The organism is Escherichia coli (genome assembly GCF_036503815.1).
GTDB lineage: Bacteria > Pseudomonadota > Gammaproteobacteria > Enterobacterales > Enterobacteriaceae > Escherichia > Escherichia coli_F.
On the sequence record NZ_AP027764.1, the window covers coordinates 479,108 to 503,815 of the forward strand.

At 49.5% G+C, this 24,708-nt stretch carries 35 protein-coding genes; 23 read left to right on the forward strand and 12 right to left on the reverse strand.

The features are described from left to right. Positions 1 to 86: 86 nt before the first annotated feature. The 3 genes from chiA to bfr all read left to right on the forward strand — a co-directional run bounded on the left by chiA (position 87) and on the right by bfr (position 3,691). Positions 87 to 2,780 carry a bifunctional chitinase/lysozyme gene (chiA, locus tag AABJ99_RS02195; RefSeq protein WP_115739460.1) on the forward strand — a complete coding sequence of 898 codons (2,694 nt, stop codon included), beginning with the start codon at positions 87 to 89 and terminating at the stop codon, positions 2,778 to 2,780. Positions 2,781 to 2,948: 168 nt separating this feature from the next. Beyond that, a complete protein-coding gene (gene bfd / locus AABJ99_RS02200; RefSeq protein WP_000289085.1) occupies positions 2,949 to 3,143 on the forward strand; it encodes a bacterioferritin-associated ferredoxin in 195 nt (64 codons plus the stop codon). 71 nt (positions 3,144 to 3,214) lie between these two features. Next, positions 3,215 to 3,691, forward strand: coding sequence for a bacterioferritin (gene bfr, locus AABJ99_RS02205; protein WP_000675505.1), 477 nt, complete (start codon positions 3,215 to 3,217; stop codon positions 3,689 to 3,691). 28 nt (positions 3,692 to 3,719) lie between these two features. Here bfr and gspO read toward each other — a convergent pair whose 3' ends face one another. Genes gspO through gspC form a run of 12 tightly spaced genes read right to left on the reverse strand, consistent with a single transcriptional unit; the run spans position 3,720 to position 14,362 of the window. Next, a complete protein-coding gene (gene gspO, locus AABJ99_RS02210; RefSeq protein WP_039021458.1) occupies positions 3,720 to 4,397 on the reverse strand; it encodes a prepilin peptidase GspO in 678 nt (225 codons plus the stop codon). Continuing rightward, entirely contained in the window at positions 4,397 to 4,858 is a 462-nt protein-coding gene (gene gspM, locus AABJ99_RS02215) for a type II secretion system protein GspM (RefSeq protein WP_039021459.1), read from the reverse strand. The genes gspO and gspM overlap by 1 nt, the downstream gene beginning before the upstream one ends. Beyond that, positions 4,855 to 6,018, reverse strand: coding sequence for a type II secretion system protein GspL (gspL, locus tag AABJ99_RS02220; RefSeq protein WP_039021460.1), 1,164 nt, complete (start codon positions 6,016 to 6,018; stop codon positions 4,855 to 4,857). Before gspL ends, gspM begins: the two co-directional genes overlap by 4 nt. Before the next feature lie 14 nt (positions 6,019 to 6,032). Further along, on the reverse strand, positions 6,033 to 7,016 hold the full coding sequence (gene gspK / locus AABJ99_RS02225) for a type II secretion system minor pseudopilin GspK (RefSeq protein ID WP_039021461.1): 984 nt from the start codon (positions 7,014 to 7,016) through the stop codon (positions 6,033 to 6,035). Continuing rightward, positions 7,009 to 7,596: a type II secretion system minor pseudopilin GspJ gene (gene gspJ / locus AABJ99_RS02230; RefSeq protein WP_039021462.1), complete on the reverse strand. Its 588-nt coding sequence runs from the start codon at positions 7,594 to 7,596 to the stop codon at positions 7,009 to 7,011. The genes gspK and gspJ overlap by 8 nt, the downstream gene beginning before the upstream one ends. Further along, positions 7,589 to 7,966 (reverse strand): type II secretion system minor pseudopilin GspI, encoded by a 378-nt coding sequence (gspI, locus tag AABJ99_RS02235; protein WP_039021463.1) that lies wholly within the window; start codon positions 7,964 to 7,966, stop codon positions 7,589 to 7,591. Before gspI ends, gspJ begins: the two co-directional genes overlap by 8 nt. Further along, entirely contained in the window at positions 7,963 to 8,472 is a 510-nt protein-coding gene (gene gspH, locus AABJ99_RS02240) for a type II secretion system minor pseudopilin GspH (protein WP_039021464.1), read from the reverse strand. Before gspH ends, gspI begins: the two co-directional genes overlap by 4 nt. Positions 8,473 to 8,479: 7 nt before the next feature. Continuing rightward, positions 8,480 to 8,917 carry a type II secretion system major pseudopilin GspG gene (gspG, locus tag AABJ99_RS02245; RefSeq protein WP_001202877.1) on the reverse strand — a complete coding sequence of 146 codons (438 nt, stop codon included), beginning with the start codon at positions 8,915 to 8,917 and terminating at the stop codon, positions 8,480 to 8,482. Positions 8,918 to 8,926: 9 nt separating this feature from the next. Continuing rightward, positions 8,927 to 10,123 carry a type II secretion system inner membrane protein GspF gene (gene gspF, locus AABJ99_RS02250; protein WP_039021465.1) on the reverse strand — a complete coding sequence of 399 codons (1,197 nt, stop codon included), beginning with the start codon at positions 10,121 to 10,123 and terminating at the stop codon, positions 8,927 to 8,929. After that, complete coding sequence (gene gspE, locus AABJ99_RS02255; RefSeq protein WP_160524288.1) at positions 10,120 to 11,601, reverse strand: type II secretion system ATPase GspE; 1,482 nt, start codon at positions 11,599 to 11,601, stop codon at positions 10,120 to 10,122. Before gspE ends, gspF begins: the two co-directional genes overlap by 4 nt. A 9-nt stretch (positions 11,602 to 11,610) precedes the next feature. After that, positions 11,611 to 13,563, reverse strand: a complete 1,953-nt coding sequence (gspD, locus tag AABJ99_RS02260) for a type II secretion system secretin GspD (RefSeq protein ID WP_039021467.1) — start codon at positions 13,561 to 13,563, stop codon at positions 11,611 to 11,613. Continuing rightward, on the reverse strand, positions 13,547 to 14,362 hold the full coding sequence (gene gspC, locus AABJ99_RS02265; RefSeq protein WP_039021468.1) for a type II secretion system protein GspC: 816 nt from the start codon (positions 14,360 to 14,362) through the stop codon (positions 13,547 to 13,549). Before gspC ends, gspD begins: the two co-directional genes overlap by 17 nt. 179 nt (positions 14,363 to 14,541) lie before the next feature. Here gspC and gspA point away from each other — a divergent pair, with 179 nt between their 5' ends. The 20 genes from gspA (at position 14,542) to rplR (ending at position 24,696) form a co-directional block, all read left to right on the forward strand. Beyond that, positions 14,542 to 16,011: a type II secretion system protein GspA gene (gspA, locus tag AABJ99_RS02270; protein WP_039021469.1), complete on the forward strand. Its 1,470-nt coding sequence runs from the start codon at positions 14,542 to 14,544 to the stop codon at positions 16,009 to 16,011. Between the two features lies 1 nt (position 16,012). Continuing rightward, positions 16,013 to 16,432: a putative general secretion pathway protein GspB gene (gene gspB, locus AABJ99_RS02275; RefSeq protein ID WP_000461441.1), complete on the forward strand. Its 420-nt coding sequence runs from the start codon at positions 16,013 to 16,015 to the stop codon at positions 16,430 to 16,432. 237 nt (positions 16,433 to 16,669) lie between these two features. Further along, positions 16,670 to 16,981, forward strand: a complete 312-nt coding sequence (gene rpsJ, locus AABJ99_RS02280) for a 30S ribosomal protein S10 (RefSeq protein WP_001181004.1) — start codon at positions 16,670 to 16,672, stop codon at positions 16,979 to 16,981. Between the two features lie 32 nt (positions 16,982 to 17,013). Then, entirely contained in the window at positions 17,014 to 17,643 is a 630-nt protein-coding gene (gene rplC / locus AABJ99_RS02285; protein WP_000579833.1) for a 50S ribosomal protein L3, read from the forward strand. A gap of 10 nt (positions 17,644 to 17,653) precedes the next feature. Further along, on the forward strand, positions 17,654 to 18,259 hold the full coding sequence (gene rplD / locus AABJ99_RS02290; RefSeq protein ID WP_000424395.1) for a 50S ribosomal protein L4: 606 nt from the start codon (positions 17,654 to 17,656) through the stop codon (positions 18,257 to 18,259). Next, complete coding sequence (gene rplW / locus AABJ99_RS02295) at positions 18,256 to 18,558, forward strand: 50S ribosomal protein L23 (protein ID WP_000617544.1); 303 nt, start codon at positions 18,256 to 18,258, stop codon at positions 18,556 to 18,558. Before rplD ends, rplW begins: the two co-directional genes overlap by 4 nt. A 17-nt stretch (positions 18,559 to 18,575) precedes the next feature. Then, the gene (rplB, locus tag AABJ99_RS02300) at positions 18,576 to 19,397 is read left to right on the forward strand and encodes a 50S ribosomal protein L2 (protein WP_000301864.1); all 822 of its coding nucleotides are present in this window, start codon (positions 18,576 to 18,578) and stop codon (positions 19,395 to 19,397) included. Positions 19,398 to 19,413: 16 nt separating this feature from the next. After that, on the forward strand, positions 19,414 to 19,692 hold the full coding sequence (gene rpsS, locus AABJ99_RS02305) for a 30S ribosomal protein S19 (RefSeq protein WP_001138117.1): 279 nt from the start codon (positions 19,414 to 19,416) through the stop codon (positions 19,690 to 19,692). 14 nt (positions 19,693 to 19,706) lie between these two features. After that, positions 19,707 to 20,039, forward strand: coding sequence for a 50S ribosomal protein L22 (rplV, locus tag AABJ99_RS02310; protein WP_000447529.1), 333 nt, complete (start codon positions 19,707 to 19,709; stop codon positions 20,037 to 20,039). Between the two features lie 17 nt (positions 20,040 to 20,056). Next, positions 20,057 to 20,758 carry a 30S ribosomal protein S3 gene (gene rpsC, locus AABJ99_RS02315; protein WP_000529945.1) on the forward strand — a complete coding sequence of 234 codons (702 nt, stop codon included), beginning with the start codon at positions 20,057 to 20,059 and terminating at the stop codon, positions 20,756 to 20,758. A gap of 12 nt (positions 20,759 to 20,770) precedes the next feature. Beyond that, positions 20,771 to 21,181: a 50S ribosomal protein L16 gene (rplP, locus tag AABJ99_RS02320; protein WP_000941212.1), complete on the forward strand. Its 411-nt coding sequence runs from the start codon at positions 20,771 to 20,773 to the stop codon at positions 21,179 to 21,181. Beyond that, on the forward strand, positions 21,181 to 21,372 hold the full coding sequence (gene rpmC / locus AABJ99_RS02325; RefSeq protein WP_000644741.1) for a 50S ribosomal protein L29: 192 nt from the start codon (positions 21,181 to 21,183) through the stop codon (positions 21,370 to 21,372). The genes rplP and rpmC overlap by 1 nt, the downstream gene beginning before the upstream one ends. After that, on the forward strand, positions 21,372 to 21,626 hold the full coding sequence (rpsQ, locus tag AABJ99_RS02330) for a 30S ribosomal protein S17 (RefSeq protein ID WP_000130100.1): 255 nt from the start codon (positions 21,372 to 21,374) through the stop codon (positions 21,624 to 21,626). Before rpmC ends, rpsQ begins: the two co-directional genes overlap by 1 nt. Positions 21,627 to 21,790: 164 nt before the next feature. After that, on the forward strand, positions 21,791 to 22,162 hold the full coding sequence (gene rplN / locus AABJ99_RS02335; RefSeq protein WP_000613955.1) for a 50S ribosomal protein L14: 372 nt from the start codon (positions 21,791 to 21,793) through the stop codon (positions 22,160 to 22,162). Positions 22,163 to 22,172: 10 nt separating this feature from the next. Beyond that, positions 22,173 to 22,487, forward strand: coding sequence for a 50S ribosomal protein L24 (gene rplX, locus AABJ99_RS02340; RefSeq protein WP_000729185.1), 315 nt, complete (start codon positions 22,173 to 22,175; stop codon positions 22,485 to 22,487). A gap of 14 nt (positions 22,488 to 22,501) precedes the next feature. After that, complete coding sequence (rplE, locus tag AABJ99_RS02345; RefSeq protein ID WP_001096200.1) at positions 22,502 to 23,041, forward strand: 50S ribosomal protein L5; 540 nt, start codon at positions 22,502 to 22,504, stop codon at positions 23,039 to 23,041. Between the two features lie 14 nt (positions 23,042 to 23,055). Further along, positions 23,056 to 23,361, forward strand: coding sequence for a 30S ribosomal protein S14 (gene rpsN, locus AABJ99_RS02350; RefSeq protein ID WP_001118930.1), 306 nt, complete (start codon positions 23,056 to 23,058; stop codon positions 23,359 to 23,361). Positions 23,362 to 23,394: 33 nt separating this feature from the next. Then, the gene (gene rpsH / locus AABJ99_RS02355; RefSeq protein WP_000062611.1) at positions 23,395 to 23,787 is read left to right on the forward strand and encodes a 30S ribosomal protein S8; all 393 of its coding nucleotides are present in this window, start codon (positions 23,395 to 23,397) and stop codon (positions 23,785 to 23,787) included. Between the two features lie 12 nt (positions 23,788 to 23,799). Then, positions 23,800 to 24,333, forward strand: coding sequence for a 50S ribosomal protein L6 (gene rplF / locus AABJ99_RS02360; RefSeq protein WP_000091945.1), 534 nt, complete (start codon positions 23,800 to 23,802; stop codon positions 24,331 to 24,333). Positions 24,334 to 24,342: 9 nt separating this feature from the next. Further along, positions 24,343 to 24,696, forward strand: coding sequence for a 50S ribosomal protein L18 (gene rplR, locus AABJ99_RS02365; RefSeq protein ID WP_000358960.1), 354 nt, complete (start codon positions 24,343 to 24,345; stop codon positions 24,694 to 24,696). The last annotated feature ends 12 nt before the right edge of the window (positions 24,697 to 24,708 follow it).

Below are 24,708 nucleotides of genomic sequence, written 5' to 3' on the forward strand. Positions count from 1 at the left end.
TAATTCATATTGAAGGGTTCTCGTAAAACGTAAATAATTCCTGTGTAGGACTTTTTTTTGCAGTTTTTACGTCACAAGGGATTATAATGAAATTAAATATATTTACTAAATCTATGATTGGTATGGGGCTGGTGTGTTCCGCTCTGCCAGCATTGGCAATGGAAGCATGGAATAACCAACAAGGTGGTAATAAATATCAGGTTATTTTCGATGGCAAAATTTATGAAAATGCCTGGTGGGTTTCTTCTACAAATTGCCCGGGAAAAGCGAAAGCAAATGATGCAACTAACCCGTGGCGTTTAAAGCGTACCGCAACAGCTGCAGAAATTAGTCAGTTTGGCAATACACTTTCCTGCGAAAAGAGCGGCAGCTCATCTTCTTCAAATTCAAATACGCCTGCATCCAATACGCCGGCTAATGGCGGTTCGGCTACACCAGCACAGGGCACTGTTCCGTCTAATTCTTCTGTAGTTGCCTGGAATAAACAGCAGGGCGGTCAGACCTGGTATGTCGTCTTTAATGGTGCGGTATATAAAAATGCCTGGTGGGTAGCCTCTTCTAACTGCCCGGGTGATGCGAAAGGCAATGATGCCAGCAACCCATGGCGTTATGTTCGTGCCGCTACGGCAACGGAAATCTCAGAAACCAGTAATCCACAGTCCTGTACTTCAGCGCCACAGCCTGCACCGGATGTGAAACCGGCACCGGACGTTAAACCGGCTCCTGATGTTCAGCCAGCCCCAGCTGACAAGTCAAACGACAACTATGCTGTCGTAGCCTGGAAAGGTCAGGAAGGTTCTTCTACATGGTACGTTATCTACAACGGCGGCATTTATAAGAACGCCTGGTGGGTAGGCGCGGCAAATTGCCCGGGCGATGCGAAAGAAAACGATGCCAGCAACCCATGGCGTTATGTTCGCGCGGCAACGGCAACAGAAGTCAGCCAGTATGGTAACCCTGGCTCCTGTTCCGTTAAGCCGGATAATAATGGCGGTGCTGTGACTCCGGTTGATCCAACTCCGGAAACACCGGTGACCCCAACCCCGGATAACAACGAGCCATCAACACCAGCGGATAGCGGTAACGATTACTCATTGCAAGCGTGGAGCGGCCAGGAAGGTAGCGAAATTTACCATGTTATCTTCAATGGTAATATCTATCAGAATGCCTGGTGGGTTGGGTCTAAAGATTGCCCACGGGGTACCAGCGCTGAAAACTCCAATAACCCATGGCGTCTCGTGCGTACAGCTACCGCTGCGGAATTGAGTCAGTACGGTAACCCGACTACCTGTGAAATTGATAACGGCGGCGTCATTGTTGCGGATGGTTTCCAGGCCAGCAAAGCGTACAGCGCGAACAGCATCGTAGATTATAACGATGCACATTATAAAACCTCTGTCGATCAAGACGCATGGGGCTTTGTCCCGGGCGGCGATAACCCGTGGAAGAAATATGAACCGGCGAAAGCATGGTCCGCATCCACTGTGTACGTGAAAGGTGATCGCGTTGTTGTTGATGGGCAGGCTTATGAAGCGCTGTTCTGGACGCAAAGTGACAACCCTGCTCTGGTGGCGAACCAAAACGCCACCGGTAGCAATAGCCGCCCGTGGAAGCCGTTAGGTAAGGCTCAGAGCTATAGCAACGAAGAGCTGAATAATGCGCCGCAGTTTAATCCAGAAACGCTTTATGCCAGCGATACGCTGATTCGCTTTAACGGTGTGAACTACATTTCTCAGAGTAAAGTGCAGAAAGTTTCTCCTTCTGACAACAACCCGTGGCGTGTTTTTGTTGACTGGACCGGAACCAAAGAACGTGTAGGTACGCCGAAGAAAGCGTGGCCGAAACACGTTTATGCACCGTATGTTGACTTTACGCTGAATACGATCCCGGATCTGGCTGCGCTGGCTAAGAATCATAACGTCAACCACTTCACGCTGGCGTTTGTGGTGAGTAAAGATGCGAACACCTGTCTGCCGACATGGGGTACCGCTTATGGTATGCAGAATTACGCTCAGTACAGCAAAATCAAAGCTCTGCGTGAGGCTGGCGGCGATGTGATGCTGTCTATCGGTGGTGCTAACAACGCTCCGCTGGCTGCTTCCTGTAAGAACGTAGACGATCTGATGCAGCATTATTATGACATCGTTGATAACCTGAACCTCAGAGTCCTGGACTTCGATATCGAAGGCACCTGGGTTGCGGATCAGGCATCTATTGAACGTCGTAACCTTGCTGTGAAGAAAGTGCAGGATAAATGGAAGTCAGAAGGCAAAGATATTGCTATCTGGTACACCTTGCCAATTCTACCGACTGGCCTGACGCCGGAAGGGATGAATGTCCTGAGCGATGCCAAAGCGAAAGGTGTTGAGCTGGCGGGTGTGAACGTGATGACAATGGACTACGGTAACGCGATTTGTCAGTCTGCAAATACCGAAGGCCAGAACATTCACGGTAAGTGTGCAACGTCTGCGATTGCCAACCTGCATTCACAATTGAAAGGCCTCCATCCCAACAAGAGCGATGCAGAAATTGACGCTATGATGGGTACCACGCCGATGGTTGGCGTGAACGACGTTCAGGGCGAGGTGTTCTATCTCTCTGATGCTCGTCTGGTCATGCAGGATGCGCAGAAGCGTAATCTCGGTATGGTTGGTATCTGGTCAATCGCGCGCGACCTGCCGGGCGGCACTAACCTGTCTCCGGAATTCCACGGTCTGACTAAAGAACAGGCACCGAAGTACGCATTTAGCGAAATCTTCGCGCCGTTTACTAAGCAATAAATGTGTTAGTGATACCTTCCGGTATCGCCGCATTTTTTGTCAATGGGCTACTTTGGGTAGCCCATTATTTTTATTCATATTTCTATTCTTTGCTTAAAAAAGAGTCTTTCCGTAATTGAAATAAGAACTATTTTCATTTATTTTTGAAGAAAGTATACGGGAGTCTCTATGTACGTTTGTCTTTGTAATGGTATCAGCGATAAAAAAATTCGTCAGGCTGTGCGCCAGTTTTCCCCCCACTCGTTCCAGCAATTAAAAAAATTTATTCCGGTCGGTAATCAGTGCGGTAAATGTGTCCGGGCCGCGCGTGAAGTGATGGAGGATGAATTAATGCAGTTGCCGGAGTTTAAGGAGTCCGCATAAACGGAGTGTGTTTTTTGACTTACTCGTAAGCCGTTCTACGCTTCAAAGAGTGGAAGCGAAGGAGTCAAAAAATGAAAGGTGATACTAAAGTTATAAATTATCTCAACAAACTGTTGGGAAATGAGCTTGTCGCAATCAATCAGTACTTTCTTCATGCCCGGATGTTTAAAAACTGGGGTCTTAAACGTCTCAATGATGTGGAGTATCATGAATCCATTGATGAGATGAAACACGCCGATCGTTATATTGAGCGCATTCTTTTTCTGGAAGGTCTTCCAAACTTACAGGACCTGGGCAAACTGAACATTGGTGAAGATGTTGAGGAAATGCTACGTTCTGATCTGGCACTTGAGCTGGATGGCGCGAAGAATTTGCGTGAGGCAATTGGTTATGCCGATAGCGTTCATGATTACGTCAGCCGCGATATGATGATAGAAATTTTGCGTGATGAAGAAGGCCATATCGACTGGCTGGAAACGGAACTTGATCTGATTCAGAAGATGGGCCTACAAAATTATCTGCAAGCACAGATCCGCGAAGAAAGTTGAGCCGTGTCGGGAGGGAGAACCCTCCCGGTTAATACGAGATCCAGGCCAGATACCCCAGGTTTATCATGCTGCCGAGCGCAAGCCACGGGCCGAATGCGATAGTGGTTATAGTCCGGCGTTGCAGAAGTTGTGAAACGATGGCGTAACCAATGCCACCCAGTGAGGCAATCAGCAGTATCATTGGCAACGTTTGCCAGCCACACCACGCGCCTGCAGCGGCCAGTAGCTTGAAATCACCGTAGCCCAATCCCTCTTTGTGACAAACTAACCAGACGCCCCAGTAAACACACCACAGCACCCCATAGCCAGCTACCGCGCCGTAAACCGCATCATGTAAATCAATTAATCCAGACTGCGCATTAAATACCAAGCCAAGCCAGAGCAGCGGTAAGGTGAGTTTGTCGGGCAGGAGTTGAGTGCGAAAATCAATAACACTGAGCGTGAGTGCGAAACAGAAATAGAGAAAGAGTGCGCCAGTTACGATGGGCGTGAAAGGTGCCAGGGCGCAGGCGATAGCAGCAGCAACGCAAAGTATCAGGGGCACTGTATCATGCCAGGCATATTTTTTTTGCCTGAAATGAATCAATACCTGGCGAAACGTTAACGCCGTTTTATCCTCCAAAGGCGAGAGGTGATAGGCCATAGCATTAACAAAATAACCTGCTATAAAACCAAGCAGAATGAAGAGCGGCAGTAGCATTGTCATTATTGTTGCTCCCTGAAGGACAAATGCTTGAGGGTGATCTCTTCGTTTCCGGCAAGAGTAAACTGAAGATCTTCAATAACAATACCGTATGTTATCTGTGCCGTAGTGAGCCAGCGGGAGACGTTTTCGAGGGGAGCTGTGACAGGATGAATTGTCAGGGTATTGTCCGGACCGTTTTCCAGCGTGATAGTCAAATTCTCGCGTTTTGCTTCTTCGAGAAGGATATTTTTGATGGGCTGCGTAAGCGCAGGATGACCGAGTAAACCATGGGTGCTCGCTTGATCCTGCATCCATTTGATGTCCTTCTTAATTTTTTGCGTGTGGGATTGGTGCTCTGCAATGCAGGTATCTATCGGTTTTATCACCCCAAGCCAACAAAAAACGCCGAGCGAGAGAACCGCCAGTGCCGCAACGAGCTGTTTTTCCGATGTGGATTTTTCTGCCCACCATGATTTAATCATTTCCCTGAGCTCCTTACTGTCCATACACTACTGACCGGATCTTTTTCTGTTTTTTCCATCGGAAGCCAGGACTGTGTTAATTCACAGAAACGATCGATATTGGCTTCACTCTTAGCACTCATTTTTAAGGTCAGCGACTTTTGCTTCTGGCTATAGTTCGCCTCCATTAACTGCAGTTCAGGGTGTTCCAGCAGAAGTGTTTGTAAATGATAGAGCAACGGCACAGCTTCAGGATATTGCTGAGCGAGTTGCTGCTTAAAGTAAAAACGAAAGTTGTGGGTGCGTTTGAGCTGCGGGAAATAACGTTGCCAGGTTTCTTGCTGTTGTTGCTGAAGTTGATCTTCAATCTTAAGCGTATGCCAGAGCGCGATGCCCCGGCTGCCAACAAAAGAAAGAATGGCGAGAACGAGACAGCTTACTGCCAGGCGGGTGAGCCATTTTCCCGATTTGCTTACAGTTTTCTGTTTACGAAAAACACCATGCAGCATGTCATAGCGCTGGAATGCAATATCGGCAGAATACAAACTCAGTGATGGTATTTCAGGATGCTGGATAAGTGGATTGGCCGCTGCAACGCCGTGAGGTGCTACACCATAACAAAGCATATTCTCAGGCGGAAACTGGGCAGCAAGATGCTGTAACCAGTGTTCATCCATTTCGTTGAAGGCATGTGCGGCACTGCGAATGAGCCAGCTTGTTTGCTGGTTAACCAGAGTCCAGCTATCTACTTCCCGGGGAAGATAGCAGCCATCTGGCAAAACCCGCGTTACGTTGAGTCCGGCAGTATGTAAACGCTCAAGATAACGACTGAGTTTCTCCAACTGAATGCCTATCACCTCGACACTTTCGTTTTGTTTATCGACAACCGTCCAGTGCCAGTCCTGGGTGTTGTCGGGTAACGTCTCCTCTGCCAGCCATTGCAATGTTTGTGCGGTGAGTTTGTATTTGGCGTTGGGCAGCGTGAGGGAACGATATAAAAGGCCCTCTGGTGGGATCAAAAGATGAACATTTCCGGCACCGGGCTGATCCGCCAGCGACTCCAGCGGAAGATCGTCTGTGAGCGTATGTACCGAAGATACGCTATCTGCGGAGAACGTCATCCATTCCCAATGCTTACGCAGCGTCGAGGAAGAACGTATGACCATCAACGATTCAGGCATCACGATCCTTATGATTAGTAGAGTTGCAGCGTACGCCGATAGATTTGGGCGCTCTGCTGTTTACGGTTGAAAAAAATATGGCTTTGCCATCCCTGGGATTGTTCGTCGCTGATACTTTCCGTACTCAGCGTAAAATAGCGGCTATAGGGAAAGAGATGCCCTTTCACCTGAGCTACCAGAGGCTTCACGCCGGAGAAATCCTGCTGCGCCCAGTAAAGAAATGCATCCGTGGTTAGCCAGCCTTCCCTCGGCCTTTTTTGCAATAAGACCCGAGCGTCAGCATCCGTGATGTTATTGAGGAATAACGCTCTAAAGAGCGGAATATCGTTCTCCGTTAGCATATTAAGATTGATGCTAAGTTCCGTGGTCGGGAGAACGCAGACATACGGGATAAGCCGCTGATAGATGTTTTCGGTTATGCCTTTTATCTGACGCAATTCGCCGGTCAGAAAAAGCATCTGATTGGCACTATGCCGGGGCGGCGTCTGGCTTTGGTAAAAGTTATCTTCTGCGCCGTGAAAGCGTGGTGAGTCATCGACATCAATATAGTCAGCGATTGATTGCACGATCTCATCGGTGTTTCCGCGATCGATACCGGCGTTAATCAGCAGCGTACTGAATACCTGGGCGGGGAAATCAGGGGAAGCCAGCGGGTCGTCAGAGATTTTTGCTAACGCATTGAGATTAAAACAGTGCTGGGCATCGCGTAACTGCCACTTCACTGTATTGCCATCTTCCAGCTGCAACTGTTGCGGCTGTGCCCAGTACTGCTGCAACGTGGTCTGTCTGTCGTTATCTTTAACGTCCTGGGTGAGGCTGGCAAGCGCAAGTTTCTCCGCCAGTTCAATATCATATTGCCGTTGCAGATGATGGTTTACCTGGCGGGTTCGCTGAAGCTGGCTGTGAAAATTGAGCGTCATGTCTGCTGCCAGAGCAGCCATGAGCGCCAGTAGCATCAATACAATGAGCAGCGCGACGCCGCGTTGTTCATTATTCATGGTTATTATTCCCGGCCTGCGTCTGAGCTGGCGACTCTTCTCTCGCTAACTGCTCAGGTAATGCAAAACGACGCTGTAATGCCCCATATTGCTGAGTCTGCAGATGTAGTGTGACTGAGAGAGGAAGTTCCTTGCTTTCCCCGCTGTTACTTTCCAGAAGAAAGCTCCCGACGTGCTCCAACATCGCCTGGGCGGGTTGATCCTTCCTGCCATCCACAGAAGTACGAACAGCACGGTAGAGCGTACGATTTCGCAGATACCAGTGAACAGTGAGTAAGGTTTGTGCTTCACTGAGAGGAGCCAGCGGATCGCGACTTTGCGTGGTAAAAATAGCTTCTTCACCCAACACCATGATCTTGTCCGTACTCCGATTCCTCCTGGCGACCAATTGCAGGAGATCGTTATCAAGAATGGTGATGGTGCGCTGTAGCTGATTGAACTGCTGGATTTCTTTCTGTGAGCGTTGATGCAACTCGGAAGCTTGCGAAAAAATCATAAACGCCAGCACACTAAGCATTGAGAAAATCGCCAGCGCCGCCATGACTTCCAGCAATGTGAAACCCTGCTGGCGATTAATCATCTTGTGCCTGCCCGGATTTATTATCGATGCTTTGATAACGCGTAAGCGAGGTTGTCTGACCGCTGGGTAATGTCACCGTTATGGTGCGTTCCAGAAGCGTACCGTCTTTACTTGAGTGGATATCGCTGCGCCAGTTCCACTCTTCGCCATTTATTAACTCTTTGCCAGAACTGGACGTGTTTTCATCGTTGAATGAATCTTGTGACTGAAGCTGGTTATCCGCTATCCACAATGCCAGCGTCTCGTTACGCATCCGCTCGATGGCATTTCGTTGCCCTTGCATACTGCTCATTAAAGTCAGCGCAACAGCGGTGAAAATACTCATCGCCAGTAAGACTTCAAGCAGTGTCATCCCTGATTGTTTGTTCATGGGCGGGTATCTCTGGCGAGCGTTTGATCCAGGGGCCATGTGCCTGAACTGACTAACGTCAGGAGCGGCTCACCGGTCCCGGCGTTAGCCATCAACAAAGAGAAGGGCGTTATTTGTCCGTCGGCCAGAATCACCACCTGCGGTTGGTTGCTGTCATCAGGTTTAAATGGCTGAAGATGAATTGAGAGTTCTTCATCCCAGTCATTTTGGCTCTCGTCTGCGGCATCTTCTTGTAATGGAACCCAGCGCCAGGCTGATGGTGTTTTGCCCGGTACCATAATGCGCCATGCTGAATCAGAGAAATGGATACCGACAGGCTGACCACTAAGCGTGGCGCGGTCGATGGCTAATTCAAGTGTAGCGGTAAACCGCGCCGCTGTTTCGCGCGCACGAGTGTTGGCGGCATTCTCCCGACCATATGTTAAGAGCACCACACTTGCCGTGATAGCGACCAGCGCCAGCACCAGCATCATCTCCAGCAGGGTAAACCCGCGTTGCTGATTCATCGCTGACTTACTTTTTCTTCTTGCTCAAACCCCAGTTGGTGATGTCGTCCTCGGTTCCCATTTCACCATCGGGACCTGCTGAAAGCAGATCGTATGCACCATGTTCACCAGGATTAACGAGGACATAATCATTGCCCCAGGGATCGGCAGGCAGACGCTTGATATAACCTTCCTTGTTATAGTTTGCGGCCAGCGGTGGCAGTGTCGGCGCTTCTACTAAGGATTCAAGCCCCTGATTTGTGGTTGGATAGCGATGATTGTCGAGTTTGTACATATCCAGGGCGTTTTCCAGTGCCACGATATCGCTGACGGCTTTTTGCTTATCCGCCTTTTCTTTATTGCCCATCAGGTTGGGAACCACCAGGCTGGCAAGTACGCCAATGATGACAATAACCACCATAATTTCCAGTAATGTAAAACCGCGTTGCTTATCCGTTGCGCGCATATACTTTCCTTAATTAATCATTGAGTTAAGTTGAAGAAGAGGTTGGAGTACCGAGACAACAATAAACAGGACGATCAGTGCCATCGTAATAATGAGTGCTGGCTCGAAGATGGAGAGCGTTAAGGCGATCCGATTTTGTTGGAGTGTCTCCTGGTTATCTGCGGCTCTGACCATTAACGTGCCGAGCTGCCCGCTTTTTTCGCCAGAGGCCACCATGTAGAGCATCATCGGCGGGAAGATTGCGGTTTGTTCCAGCGAAAGATGAATGCTGTTACCCTGGCGAACGTTCTCTGCCGCATTTGCCAGACGCTGGCGAATTTCGAGGTTGTTGAGACTTTCGGTGGACAAATTCATCCCATCCAGCAGAGGGACGCCGCTGGATTGCAAAATACTTAAGGTACGGAGATAGCGTGCGCTGTTAATAGCGCAAATCAGCGGGCCGATGAGCGCAACACGCAGCAGCATGGCGTGAAAACGGTGGCGGTTATTGCCGCGTTTTAACCAGAGCCAGAAACCTACAGCGACAATAAACATTGCGGCTAATAATGTCGGGCCGGTACGTTGCAACGTGTCGCTCAGACCTAAAAGAATGCGTGTACTCAGCGGCAGTTGCTGCTTCATATGCACAAACTGCTCGGTAATTTTAGGCACGACAGCAGTGAGGAGAATAATCACTACCACAATCGCCACCGCAGTCAGCATGCAGGGATAGATCAGTGACTGAATGAGTTTGCTGCGGATTTTCTGCCGATTTTCATTGTAATCAGCCAGTTTTTCCAACACCGGGGCCAGCAGCCCGCTTTTTTCACCCGCTTTAACCAGGGTACGATAGAGCGAATCGAAAAGCGTGGGAAAATGCTGTAATGCATCGGAAAGAGGATGCCCTTCAAGGATGGCGCTGCGTACCTGATTTAACACGTCAGCCAGTCGTTTATTACTGCTTTGTTGACCGATTACGGCAAGGCTCTCTTCCAGAGGTAATGCCGCTGCGCTTAAGGTTGCCAACTGCCGGGTGAAAAGCGTCAGTTCACTATGGCTGATCCTCGGGCGACGTGTTTTTACTCCCGAACTTTTTTGGGGGCGAATATCCAGCAGGAAAAGCCCTTCTTCGCGCAGCCGCAGCCGTGCCTGACGCTCATCGTTAGCATCAATGACTCCCTGCAATTTTTGACCATCCTGGGTCATGGCGCGATAGTGATAATTCATGCTTCGCTCTCCAGCGTGACACTGGCGACGCGCATAACCTCATCCCAAGAGGTGTCACCGCTTATCACTTTTTGCAGGCCATTTTTGATTAAGGCGTTGTGTTGTTGCCGGACTAGTCGCTCCAGTGTTTGTTCATCCACATTTTCATGAATAGCGGCCCGCAATTCCGGCGTCACCACCATCATTTCGTGGATTGCCATGCGCCCCTGATAGCCGGATTGATGGCAATGAGGGCAGCCTACGGGAGTGCCAATTGCTGTCACCGCGAGCTGATGATATTTAAACATCTGCGCTTGTTGGGGTGATACGGGCGTGAATTGTCGGCATTGCGGACACAGGCGACGAACCAGACGTTGCGCGATAATCCCTGCCATTGAAGACGAAAGCAGGAATGATTCGACGCCCATGTCGCGGAGTCGGGTTACCGCGCCTGATGCACTGTTGGTGTGGAGTGTTGAGAGCACCAGATGACCGGTGAGCGAGGCCTGAACCGCAATCTGCGCGGTTTCTGTATCACGAATTTCCCCCACCATGACGACATCCGGGTCCTGGCGAAGTATGGCGCGCAGGCCGCGAGCGAAAGACATATCCACGCGGGTATTCACCTGCGTTTGCCCAATGCCTTCCAGCTCATATTCCACGGGATCTTCTACCGTCAGAATATTGCGGCCGGGAGTATTCAGCGCCGAAAGGATGGCGTATAACGTGGTGCTTTTACCGGAGCCTGTCGGCCCTGTCACCAGGATAATACCGTGCGGAAGCTGAATGAGATTTTCTAAATCCTGCTTATCCGCTGCCGTCATCCCCAGGTTGTTCAATGAAAGCTGGAGGCTGTTTTTATCCAGCAGGCGGAGCACGGCGCGTTCACCATAGATGGACGGCAGTGTGGATACGCGGACATCTATGTTACGTCGCCCGATACGCAAACTGATTCTTCCATCCTGTGGAATACGTTTTTCGGCGATATCAAGACGAGCCATGACCTTAATTCGTGAAATAAGCAACGTTGCCAGTTTTTTATTTGGCTGTAAAATTGTTCGCAATACGCCATCGATGCGAAAACGGATCGACATTGTTTTTTCATAGGTTTCAATGTGGATGTCGGAGGCCATTTCTTTAATAGCCTCACTCAAAATGGCGTTGATTAAACGGATAACCGGTGCCGCTGAATCTTCATTCAGGAGATCTTCATTTGCGGGCATCTCTTCCGAAAGCGAGAGAAGATCGACGGATTGATCAATATCCTGCGCAATCTGTTGTGACTCACCGGTATTCTGATGGAATACCGCTTCCAGCCGGGCTTCAAAATCCGCTTGTGACAAGCTGGTCATGGTCTGGCACTGACCAACCTGGCGCTGAATATCAAGTAACCGCTCGAATGGCGTATCGGCGAGATAAATAATCTCGCCCTCTGAATACAGATAACCAATTCGTTGTGCCAGCGCCCAACTGGCGGGGTATGGTGAATGAATTCTCATAAGAATACCTCACCGTGACGATGGCGCAGGGGCGTGACTGTCGAACGTGTTTTCATCCAGCACAGGCAAATCTTCAGAGCCAACCAGCGCTTTTGATTTACCGTCGATCCGCTGTTGTTGCTCCTGGCGGTAACGGGTGTATTTCTCTTTCGATAGCGAGCGATAAACATCATCGTCACGAATAATCGTCGGGCGGATAAACACCATCAGGTTGCGTTTAGCGCGCTCGGTCGAGGTATAGCGGAAAAGTTGCCCCACTAAAGGAATATCGCCAAGCAGAGGAACCTTTGACACTTGCTCTTTAGAGAAATCGTCCAGCAATCCGCCCAGGACCACCGTTTCACCTGTTTTAACCAGCACGGCGTTTTGAATAGTACGGGTATTAAACGTCGGGCCGAGCGTCGAGTTAGACGAAGAGTCAACGCTGGAGACTTCCTGCTCTATTTCGAGCAACACCGCGTCGCCTTCATTGACCTGCGGAGTGACTTTGAGTTTTGTCCCCACCGTTTTGCGTTCGACTGTATTAAAGACGTTGTCGCCTGAAGTGGTCTGTGACCCGGATAGCACCGGCACATCCTGGCCAACGTTGAAGGACGCGAGTTTATTATCCAGCGTTACGATGCTTGGGGTGGCGAGGATGTCATTTTTATTGTTACTGGCCAGAGCGGTAAGCAGTACGCCCCAGTCGCCATTGAAGAAGCCTGCGGCCATGCCATTGTAGGCGCTAAACATATCCCAGGCAGGATTCGCGCTGGTGATCCCACCATTCTTTTTATAATCAGCCACACCTTGCGCAGCGTTAAAAATCGGTAATCCGGTATTGGTAAATTGCTGTGCGCCAACGTTTTTATTCGCCCATTGCACGCCGAGGTTAAGTCCATTTCCATCCTGAACTTCAACGATGATTGCCTCAACCAGCACCTGTGCACGGCGAATGTCCAGACGCGCAATTACCGTGGCGAGTTTTTCCTGGACGGACTGGTCAGCGGTAATGACCAACGAGTTGGTCTGTTCATCGGCGGTAATGGCGACGTTATCCATCGCGCCAGAAGAGGAGGGCTTACGCTCATTCCCTTTTTCATCTTTCAGCTTTTCGGAAACACCGGTTAACACTTCCACCAGATTCGTGGCCTTGGCATATTTCAGATAATAGACCCGGGTATTTCCTTCCTCACTCTCTTCTACATCAAGTGTTTTCAGTAATGAGGTGATGCGCTGACGTGCCTTTTCCGGCCCGCTGATAATAAGTGAGTTCGTACGCTTATCTGCCACAATCTTCGCGGAAAGGAGAGCTGGCATCTGGCTTTTACCGTGGCTTTCGCTGATTAATTGATTCAAAATTTCGGCGAGATCTTCCGCTGACGCATACTCCAGATGAATAATTTGCTGCTTCTCTGTGCCGATGACATCAACACGCTTGATGACTTCAATAAGCTTATTAATGGTGGAGGCTCGACCGGTCAGAATAAGAACGTTGGAGGGTTCATAATGCACAACATTGCCGACGCTGCCGCCATCCATCATTTGGCGAAGCAGAGGGGCAAGATCACGAGCAGGAACGTTCTCAAGCGGTACGATACGAGTGACTAACTCATCACCAGCGCCAGGACGAGAACTGTCAGCAATCATTCCTGGTGACGTTTTTACATTGGCAGAGCGCACCACTTTCAGGAAACCATTGTCCAGCGTGATGACGGAATAACCGTAAAGATCGAGAATGCTCAAAAAGAATTGATAGTACTCTTGCTGGCTAAACGTATCATTGCTGCGGACAGATATCGTCCCCTGTACCGAGGGATCGATCAGAATCGTTTTGCCGAGATGCTGGCTAACTATTTCTACAAACTGGCGGATATCGGCGTTATTGAAATTGGCGCCGTATTGTTCGTTCTCGGCATGCCCTGCACAAGGCATTAGTAGTGCTGCCAACAGGCAGCAGGTAATTTTATTCAGTCCCTTCATCACTCTGTCCATTCATTCCTGTAAGTTCCCCGACGGAAACATTTATCAAGCGGGGTACGCCATTGCGACGAATTGTAAACTGAGCACTTTGTTGAGTTAGCAGTAAACTTAATGCCTGTGAAACCTCATCAGGGTGGGTCAGCGAAAGATTATTGATCCTGAGGGCGATATCCCCTGGTTGCAGCAAGCTGGTGGTAAATGCATTGAGGCCCTTACGAGGATTCAATCGAAGACCGTATATCTGTTCTCCATCACGTATAGGTGTGGCGATAATATAATTAGCGAGTACATTTTGACTTTCCGAATCAGGCTGCTTGATGATGTCAGGTAGCCCTGGATGGAGAGTTACTTTTTCGTAATGCCCGTGAGTTTCAAACACAACGCTGGTTTTATTTATTTTTCTAATAAATGTTCTCGGCGCTGACTCAAGAGCTTCGTTGAGGGAGTATCGCTTTTGTTCGCTCCCCTCATTAATTAAGACAAAAGAAGTCTCATCATTCGATGTGAGTACAATTCCATTAAGCGCTATAGAGAGCTTGGGTGTTTCCAGATTAACTGCCACGGGATTAGCATCTTTTACCCCATCATGATTTTCGTTGCGCCATAAAGCGGCAAGGCTGAACTCAGACTGAAATGCATTTGTTGGTTGATTAATGATCTGTCCATTTTTAACTATAGTTGTATGTAAATAATTTACATTAAAAATAATCAGCCCCATACTTATAAATATAATCAATATATTGATGGCAGCATCTTTATTATGATTCGCCAGATGGAAGGGGAAGCGTAGTGTGGGCACGATGTATGTTCTAATAAAATAGATTGGGTGGGTTGTATATTGACGTTAGTATAAATAGTATTAATGCCGCTTGCATGAATCAAGCAAAATTTATTTATATTAGTAATATGTATTTAATTAATAAATACATACATTATTTTTATGATTAAGGATAATCAATAATTAAAACAGGAAGTTCTATGTCTACGAGAAGAGAAGTTATTCTTTCCTGGTTGCGTGAGAAACGTCAGACCTGGCGTCTGTGCTATTTGTTGGGTGAGGCTGGAAGTGGAAAAACCTGGCTGGCGCAGCAACTACAAAAAGATAAACATCGCCGTGTGATTACTTTAAGCCTCGTTGTTTCCTGGCAAGGTAAGGCCGCATGGATCGTTACCGACGATAACGCGGCTGAACAGGGCTGCCGTGACAGCGCCTGGACACGAGATGAGATGACGGGGCAATTACTGCATGCGCTTCATCGAACTGATAGTCGCTGCCCTCTTATTATTATTGAAAATGCTCACCTGAATCACCGCCGCATACTTGATGATCTCCAACGCGCGATATCTCTTATTCCTGACGGTCAATTTTTGCTGCTCGGCAGACCCGATCGAAAAGTCGAACGAGATTTTAAAAAACAGCGCATTGAACTTGTCTCGACAGGACCTCTGACGGAGCACGAACTTAAGGCTAGTATCCTTGAAGGTCAGAATATTGACCAACCCGATCTCCTTTTAACCGCCAGAGTTCTGAAACGGATAGCTTTATTATGTCGGGGCGATCGCAGAAAGCTGGTGCTTGCCGGCGAAACAATTCGCTTATTACAGCAAGCCGAGCAGACCAGCGTTTTCACTGCAAAACAATGGCGAATGATTTACCGCGTATTGGGTGATAACCGCCCCCGGAAAATGCAGCTTGCCGTGGTAATGAGTGGAACAATTATCGCTATTACCTGTGGTTGGCTACTGCTGTCCTCTTTCACAGCTCCGTTCCCCGTTCCTGCGTGGCTGGTACCCGTAACGCCAGTAGTTAAACAAGATATGACTAAGGATATTGCTCATGTAGTGATGCGCGATAGTGAGGCGCTAAGCGTGTTATACGGCGTATGGGGGTACGAGGTCCCAGCTGATTCGGCCTGGTGCGATCAGGCAGTAAGAGCGGGGCTGGCATGTAAAAGTGGGAATGCTTCTTTACAAACATTGGTAGATCAGAATTTGCCTTGGATCGCATCGCTTAAAGTCGGGGACAAAAAATTGCCTGTTGTGGTCGTTCGCGTCGGTGATGCTACCGTTGATGTCCTCGTAGGGCAGCAAACCTGGACGCTGACACATCAATGGTTTGAGTCGGTATGGACGGGTGATTATCTTCTGTTATGGAAAATGTCGCCGGAAGGGGAGAGTACCATTACGCGTGATAGCAGCGAGGAAGAGATTCTCTGGCTGGAAACGATGTTAAACCGCGCATTGCATATTTCGACAGAACCTTCGGCAGAGTGGCGTCCCTTGTTGGTAGAAAAAATAAAGCAATTTCAAAAAAGCCACCACTTGAAAACTGACGGTGTTGTTGGCTTTTCAACGTTAGTACATCTCTGGCAGGTGGCAGGGGAGAGTGCCTACTTATATCGGGATGAAGCAAATATTTCCCCGGAAACAACAGTGAAGGGGAAATGACATGTTTGAATTCTATATCGCCGCGCGTGAGCAGAAAGAAACAGGTCACCCTGGTATCTTCTCCCGACAAAAACACAGCACCATAATATATGTCATTTGTTTATTGCTGATTTGCCTGTGGTTTGCAGGAATGGTGTTGGTTGGTGGGTATGCCAGGCAGCTATGGGCGCTTTGGATAGTAAAAGCAGAAGTCACAGTAGATGCTGAAACGCCTGCTTTTAAACAATCAACACAACACTATTTCTTCAAAAAACAGCCACTCCCCGTCGTCGAATCCGTCGAGGAGGAAGATGACCCAGGCGTCGCGGTTGAGAATGCCACCTCTTCTTCTGAAGACGAAGAAAATACTGTAGAAGAAAGCGACGAGAAAGCCGGTTTAAGAGAGCGTGTCAAAAATGCGCTGAACGAACTTGAGAGATAACCCCAAAGCTGTTTACTTTACTAGCAATATGCTTGCGTTCGGTGGTTAAGTATGTATAATGCGCGGGCTTGTCGTAGTTGACAGCAGGTTCAATCTGAACCTCAGTTAGCCGAATTTGGCTACCTAACAATGCTCCCAATCGGGGAGCTACGTAAGAACGGTTACACTCTCCCATCAATCGTAATGGGTCTGAGGAGTAATCATTTTCGTTTATAAAATAATTGGAGCTCTGGTCTCATGCAGAACCAAAGAATCCGTATCCGCCTGAAAGCGTTTGATCATCGTCTGATCGATCAAGCAACCGCGGAAATCGTCGAGACTGCCAAGCGCACTGGTGCGCAGGTCCGTGGTCCGATCCCGCTGCCGACACGCAAAGAGCGCTTCACTGTTCTGATCTCCCCGCACGTCAACAAAGACGCGCGCGATCAGTACGAAATCCGTACTCACTTGCGTCTGGTTGACATCGTTGAGCCAACCGAGAAAACCGTTGATGCTCTGATGCGTCTGGATCTGGCTGCCGGTGTAGACGTGCAGATCAGCCTGGGTTAATCAGGTCATTGAGCGATTGAGAGGTTGAAACAATGATTGGTTTAGTCGGTAAAAAAGTGGGTATGACCCGTATCTTCACAGAAGACGGCGTTTCTATCCCAGTAACCGTAATCGAAGTTGAAGCAAACCGCGTTACTCAGGTTAAAGACCTGGCTAACGATGGCTACCGTGCTATTCAGGTAACCACCGGTGCTAAAAAAGCTAACCGTGTGACCAAGCCTGAAGCTGGCCACTTCGCTAAAGCTGGCGTAGAAGCTGGCCGTGGTCTGTGGGAATTCCGCCTGGCTGAAGGCGAAGAGTTCACTGTAGGTCAGAGCATTAGCGTTGAACTGTTTGCTGACGTTAAAAAAGTTGACGTAACTGGCACCTCTAAAGGTAAAGGTTTCGCAGGTACCGTTAAGCGCTGGAACTTCCGTACCCAGGACGCTACTCACGGTAACTCCTTGTCTCACCGCGTTCCGGGTTCTATCGGTCAGAACCAGACTCCGGGCAAAGTGTTCAAAGGCAAGAAAATGGCAGGTCAGATGGGTAACGAACGTGTAACCGTTCAGAGCCTTGACGTAGTACGCGTTGACGCTGAGCGCAACCTGCTGCTGGTTAAAGGTGCTGTCCCGGGTGCAACCGGTAGCGACCTGATCGTTAAACCAGCTGTGAAGGCGTAAGGAGATAGCAATGGAATTAGTATTGAAAGACGCGCAGAGCGCGCTGACTGTTTCCGAAACTACCTTCGGTCGTGATTTCAACGAAGCGCTGGTTCACCAGGTTGTTGTTGCTTATGCAGCTGGTGCTCGTCAGGGTACTCGTGCTCAGAAGACTCGTGCTGAAGTAACTGGTTCCGGTAAAAAACCGTGGCGCCAGAAAGGCACCGGCCGTGCGCGTTCTGGTTCTATCAAGAGCCCGATCTGGCGTTCTGGTGGCGTGACCTTTGCTGCTCGTCCGCAGGACCACAGTCAAAAAGTTAACAAGAAGATGTACCGCGGCGCGCTGAAAAGCATCCTGTCCGAACTGGTACGTCAGGATCGTCTGATCGTTGTCGAGAAGTTCTCTGTAGAAGCGCCGAAAACTAAGCTGCTGGCACAGAAACTGAAAGACATGGCTCTGGAAGATGTGCTGATCATCACCGGTGAGCTGGACGAAAACCTGTTCCTGGCTGCGCGCAACCTGCACAAGGTTGACGTACGCGATGCAACTGGTATCGACCCGGTTAGCCTGATCGCCTTCGACAAAGTCGTAATGACTGCTGATGCTGTTAAGCAAGTTGAGGAGATGCTGGCATGATTCGTGAAGAACGTCTGCTGAAGGTGCTGCGTGCACCGCACGTTTCTGAAAAAGCGTCTACTGCGATGGAAAAATCCAACACCATCGTACTCAAAGTTGCTAAAGACGCGACCAAAGCAGAAATCAAAGCTGCTGTGCAGAAACTGTTTGAAGTCGAAGTCGAAGTCGTTAACACCCTGGTAGTTAAAGGGAAAGTTAAACGTCACGGACAGCGTATCGGTCGTCGTAGCGACTGGAAAAAAGCTTACGTCACCCTGAAAGAAGGCCAGAATCTGGACTTCGTTGGCGGCGCTGAGTAAGTCGGAGGAGTAATACAATGGCAGTTGTTAAATGTAAACCGACATCTCCGGGTCGTCGCCACGTTGTTAAAGTGGTTAACCCTGAGCTGCACAAGGGCAAACCTTTTGCTCCGTTGCTGGAAAAAAACAGCAAATCCGGTGGTCGTAACAACAATGGCCGTATCACCACTCGTCATATCGGTGGTGGCCACAAGCAGGCTTACCGTATTGTTGACTTCAAACGCAACAAAGACGGTATCCCGGCAGTTGTTGAACGTCTTGAGTACGATCCGAACCGTTCCGCGAACATCGCGCTGGTTCTGTACAAAGACGGTGAACGCCGTTACATCCTGGCCCCTAAAGGCCTGAAAGCTGGCGACCAGATTCAGTCTGGCGTTGATGCTGCAATCAAACCAGGTAACACCCTGCCGATGCGCAACATCCCGGTTGGTTCTACTGTTCATAACGTAGAAATGAAACCAGGTAAAGGCGGTCAGCTGGCACGTTCCGCTGGTACTTACGTTCAGATCGTTGCTCGTGATGGTGCTTATGTCACCCTGCGTCTGCGTTCTGGTGAAATGCGTAAAGTAGAAGCAGACTGCCGTGCAACTCTGGGCGAAGTTGGCAATGCTGAGCATATGCTGCGCGTTCTGGGTAAAGCAGGTGCTGCACGCTGGCGTGGTGTTCGTCCGACCGTTCGCGGTACCGCGATGAACCCGGTAGACCACCCACATGGTGGTGGTGAAGGTCGTAACTTTGGTAAGCACCCGGTAACTCCGTGGGGCGTTCAGACCAAAGGTAAGAAGACCCGCAGCAACAAGCGTACTGATAAATTCATCGTACGTCGCCGTAGCAAATAATTTTAGAGGATAAGCCATGCCACGTTCTCTCAAGAAAGGTCCTTTTATTGACCTGCACTTGCTGAAGAAGGTAGAGAAAGCGGTGGAAAGCGGAGACAAGAAGCCCCTGCGCACTTGGTCCCGTCGTTCAACGATCTTTCCTAACATGATCGGTTTGACCATCGCTGTCCATAATGGTCGTCAGCACGTTCCGGTATTTGTAACCGACGAAATGGTCGGTCACAAACTGGGTGAATTCGCACCGACTCGTACTTATCGCGGCCACGCTGCTGATAAAAAAGCGAAGAAGAAATAAGGTAGGAGGAAGAGATGGAAACTATCGCTAAACATCGCCATGCTCGTTCTTCTGCTCAGAAGGTTCGCCTTGTTGCTGACCTGATTCGCGGTAAGAAAGTGTCGCAGGCTCTGGATATTTTGACCTACACCAACAAGAAAGCGGCTGTACTGGTCAAGAAAGTTCTGGAATCTGCCATTGCTAACGCTGAACACAACGATGGCGCTGACATTGACGATCTGAAAGTTACGAAAATTTTCGTAGACGAAGGCCCGAGCATGAAGCGCATTATGCCGCGTGCAAAAGGTCGTGCAGATCGCATCCTGAAGCGCACCAGCCACATCACTGTGGTTGTGTCCGATCGCTGAGACTCTGGAGACTAGCAATGGGTCAGAAAGTACATCCTAATGGTATTCGCCTGGGTATTGTAAAACCATGGAACTCTACCTGGTTTGCGAACACCAAAGAATTCGCTGACAACCTGGACAGCGATTTTAAAGTACGTCAGTACCTGACTAAGGAACTGGCTAAAGCGTCCGTATCTCGTATCGTTATCGAGCGTCCGGCTAAGAGCATCCGTGTAACCATTCACACTGCTCGCCCGGGTATCGTTATCGGTAAAAAAGGTGAAGACGTAGAAAAACTGCGTAAGGTCGTAGCGGACATCGCTGGCGTTCCTGCACAGATCAACATCGCCGAAGTTCGTAAGCCTGAACTGGACGCAAAACTGGTTGCTGACAGCATCACTTCTCAGCTGGAACGTCGCGTTATGTTCCGTCGTGCTATGAAGCGTGCTGTACAGAACGCAATGCGTCTGGGCGCTAAAGGTATTAAAGTTGAAGTTAGCGGCCGTCTGGGCGGCGCGGAAATCGCACGTACCGAATGGTACCGCGAAGGTCGCGTACCGCTGCACACTCTGCGTGCTGACATCGACTACAACACCTCTGAAGCGCACACCACTTACGGTGTAATCGGCGTTAAAGTGTGGATCTTCAAAGGCGAGATCCTGGGTGGTATGGCTGCTGTTGAACAACCGGAAAAACCGGCTGCTCAGCCTAAAAAGCAGCAGCGTAAAGGCCGTAAATAAGGAGCGTCGCTGATGTTACAACCAAAGCGTACAAAATTCCGTAAAATGCACAAAGGCCGTAACCGCGGTCTGGCGCAGGGTACGGATGTTAGCTTCGGCAGCTTCGGTCTGAAAGCTGTTGGCCGTGGTCGTCTGACTGCACGTCAGATCGAAGCAGCACGTCGTGCTATGACCCGTGCAGTTAAGCGTCAAGGTAAGATCTGGATCCGTGTGTTCCCGGACAAACCGATCACTGAAAAGCCGCTGGCAGTGCGTATGGGTAAAGGTAAAGGTAACGTGGAGTATTGGGTTGCCTTGATTCAGCCGGGTAAAGTCCTGTATGAAATGGACGGTGTTCCGGAAGAGCTGGCCCGTGAAGCATTCAAGCTGGCAGCAGCGAAACTGCCGATTAAAACCACCTTTGTAACTAAGACGGTGATGTAATGAAAGCAAAAGAGCTGCGTGAGAAGAGCGTTGAAGAGCTGAACACCGAGCTGCTGAACCTGCTGCGTGAGCAGTTCAACCTGCGTATGCAGGCTGCAAGTGGCCAGCTGCAACAGTCTCACCTGTTGAAGCAAGTGCGTCGCGATGTCGCACGCGTTAAGACTTTACTGAACGAGAAGGCGGGTGCGTAATGACCGATAAAATCCGTACTCTGCAAGGTCGCGTTGTTAGCGACAAAATGGAGAAATCCATTGTTGTTGCTATCGAACGTTTTGTGAAACACCCGATCTACGGTAAATTCATCAAGCGTACGACCAAACTGCACGTACATGACGAGAACAACGAATGCGGTATCGGTGACGTGGTTGAAATCCGCGAATGCCGTCCGCTGTCCAAGACTAAATCCTGGACGCTGGTTCGCGTTGTAGAGAAAGCGGTTCTGTAATACAGTACACTCTCTCGATACGAATAAACGGCTCAGAAATGAGCCGTTTATTTTTTCTACCCATATCCTTGAAGCGGTGTTATAATGCCGCGCCCTCGATATGGGGATTTTTAACGACCTGATTTTCGGGTCTCAGTAGTAGTTGACATTAGCGGAGCACTAAAATGATCCAAGAACAGACTATGCTGAACGTCGCCGACAACTCCGGTGCACGTCGCGTAATGTGTATCAAGGTTCTGGGTGGCTCGCACCGTCGCTACGCAGGCGTAGGCGACATCATCAAGATCACCATCAAAGAAGCAATTCCGCGTGGTAAGGTCAAAAAAGGTGATGTGCTGAAGGCGGTAGTGGTGCGCACCAAGAAGGGTGTTCGTCGCCCGGACGGTTCTGTCATTCGCTTCGATGGTAATGCTTGTGTTCTTCTGAACAACAACAGCGAGCAGCCTATCGGTACGCGTATTTTTGGGCCGGTAACTCGTGAGCTTCGTAGTGAGAAGTTCATGAAAATTATCTCTCTGGCACCAGAAGTACTCTAAGGAGCGAATCATGGCAGCGAAAATCCGTCGTGATGACGAAGTTATCGTGTTAACCGGTAAAGATAAAGGTAAACGCGGTAAAGTTAAGAATGTCCTGTCTTCCGGCAAGGTCATTGTTGAAGGTATCAACCTGGTTAAGAAACATCAGAAGCCGGTTCCGGCCCTGAACCAACCGGGTGGCATCGTTGAAAAAGAAGCCGCTATTCAGGTTTCCAACGTAGCAATCTTCAATGCGGCAACCGGCAAGGCTGACCGTGTAGGCTTTAGATTCGAAGACGGTAAAAAAGTCCGTTTCTTCAAGTCTAACAGCGAAACTATCAAGTAATTTGGAGTAGTACGATGGCGAAACTGCATGATTACTACAAAGACGAAGTAGTTAAAAAACTCATGACTGAGTTTAACTACAATTCTGTCATGCAAGTCCCTCGGGTCGAGAAGATCACCCTGAACATGGGTGTTGGTGAAGCGATCGCTGACAAAAAACTGCTGGATAACGCAGCAGCAGACCTGGCAGCAATCTCCGGTCAAAAACCGTTGATCACCAAAGCACGCAAATCTGTTGCAGGCTTCAAAATCCGTCAGGGCTATCCGATCGGCTGTAAAGTAACTCTGCGTGGCGAACGCATGTGGGAGTTCTTTGAGCGCCTGATCACTATTGCTGTACCTCGTATCCGTGACTTCCGTGGCCTGTCCGCTAAGTCTTTCGACGGTCGTGGTAACTACAGCATGGGTGTCCGTGAGCAGATCATCTTCCCAGAAATCGACTACGATAAAGTCGACCGCGTTCGTGGTTTGGATATTACCATTACCACTACTGCGAAATCTGACGAAGAAGGCCGCGCTCTGCTGGCTGCCTTTGACTTCCCGTTCCGCAAGTAAGGTAGGGTTACTAAATGGCTAAGCAATCAATGAAAGCACGCGAAGTAAAACGCGTAGCTTTAGCTGATAAATACTTCGCGAAACGCGCTGAACTGAAAGCGATCATCTCTGATGTGAACGCTTCCGACGAAGATCGTTGGAACGCTGTTCTCAAGCTGCAGACTCTGCCGCGTGATTCCAGCCCGTCTCGTCAGCGTAACCGCTGCCGTCAAACAGGTCGTCCGCATGGTTTCCTGCGGAAGTTCGGGTTGAGCCGTATTAAGGTCCGTGAAGCCGCTATGCGCGGTGAAATCCCGGGTCTGAAAAAGGCTAGCTGGTAATTGTCACCAATTGAATCACGGGAGTAAAGACAGATGAGCATGCAAGATCCGATCGCGGATATGCTGACCCGTATCCGTAACGGTCAGGCCGCGAACAAAGCTGCGGTCACCATGCCTTCCTCCAAGCTGAAAGTGGCAATCGCCAACGTGCTGAAGGAAGAAGGTTTTATTGAAGATTTTAAAGTTGAAGGCGACACCAAGCCTGAACTGGAACTTACTCTGAAGTATTTCCAGGGCAAAGCTGTTGTAGAAAGCATTCAGCGTGTCAGCCGCCCAGGTCTGCGCATCTATAAACGTAAAGATGAGCTGCCGAAAGTTATGGCGGGTCTGGGTATCGCAGTTGTTTCTACCTCTAAAGGTGTTATGACTGATCGTGCAGCGCGCCAGGCTGGTCTTGGTGGCGAAATTATCTGCTACGTAGCCTAATCGGAGGAAAAAATGTCTCGTGTTGCTAAAGCACCGGTCGTTGTTCCTGCCGGCGTTGACGTAAAAATCAACGGTCAGGTTATTACGATCAAAGGTAAAAACGGCGAGCTGACTCGTACTCTCAACGATGCTGTTGAAGTTAAACATGCAGATAATACCCTGACCTTCGGTCCGCGTGATGGTTACGCAGACGGTTGGGCACAGGCTGGTACCGCGCGTGCCCTGCTGAACTCAATGGTTATCGGTGTTACCGAAGGCTTCACTAAGAAGCTGCAGCTGGTTGGTGTAGGTTACCGTGCAGCGGTTAAAGGCAATGTGATTAACCTGTCTCTGGGTTTCTCTCATCCTGTTGACCATCAGCTGCCTGCGGGTATCACTGCTGAATGTCCGACTCAGACTGAAATCGTGCTGAAAGGCGCTGATAAGCAGGTGATCGGCCAGGTTGCAGCGGATCTGCGCGCCTACCGTCGTCCTGAGCCTTACAAAGGCAAGGGTGTTCGTTACGCCGACGAAGTCGTGCGTACCAAAGAGGCTAAGAAGAAGTAAGGTAACACTATGGATAAGAAATCTGCTCGTATCCGTCGTGCGACCCGCGCACGCCGCAAGCTCCAGGAGCTGGGCGCAACTCGCCTGGTGGTACATCGTACCCCGCGTCACATTTACGCACAGGTAATTGCACCGAACGGTTCTGAAGTTCTGGTAGCTGCTTCTACTGTAGAAAAAGCTATCGCTGAACAACTGAAGTACACCGGTAACAAAGACGCGGCTGCAGCTGTGGGTAAAGCTGTCGCTGAACGCGCTCTGGAAAAAGGCATCAAAGATGTATCCTTTGACCGTTCCGGGTTCCAATATCATGGTCGTGTCCAGGCACTGGCAGATGCTGCCCGTGAAGCTGGCCTTCAGTTCTAAGGTAGAGGTGTA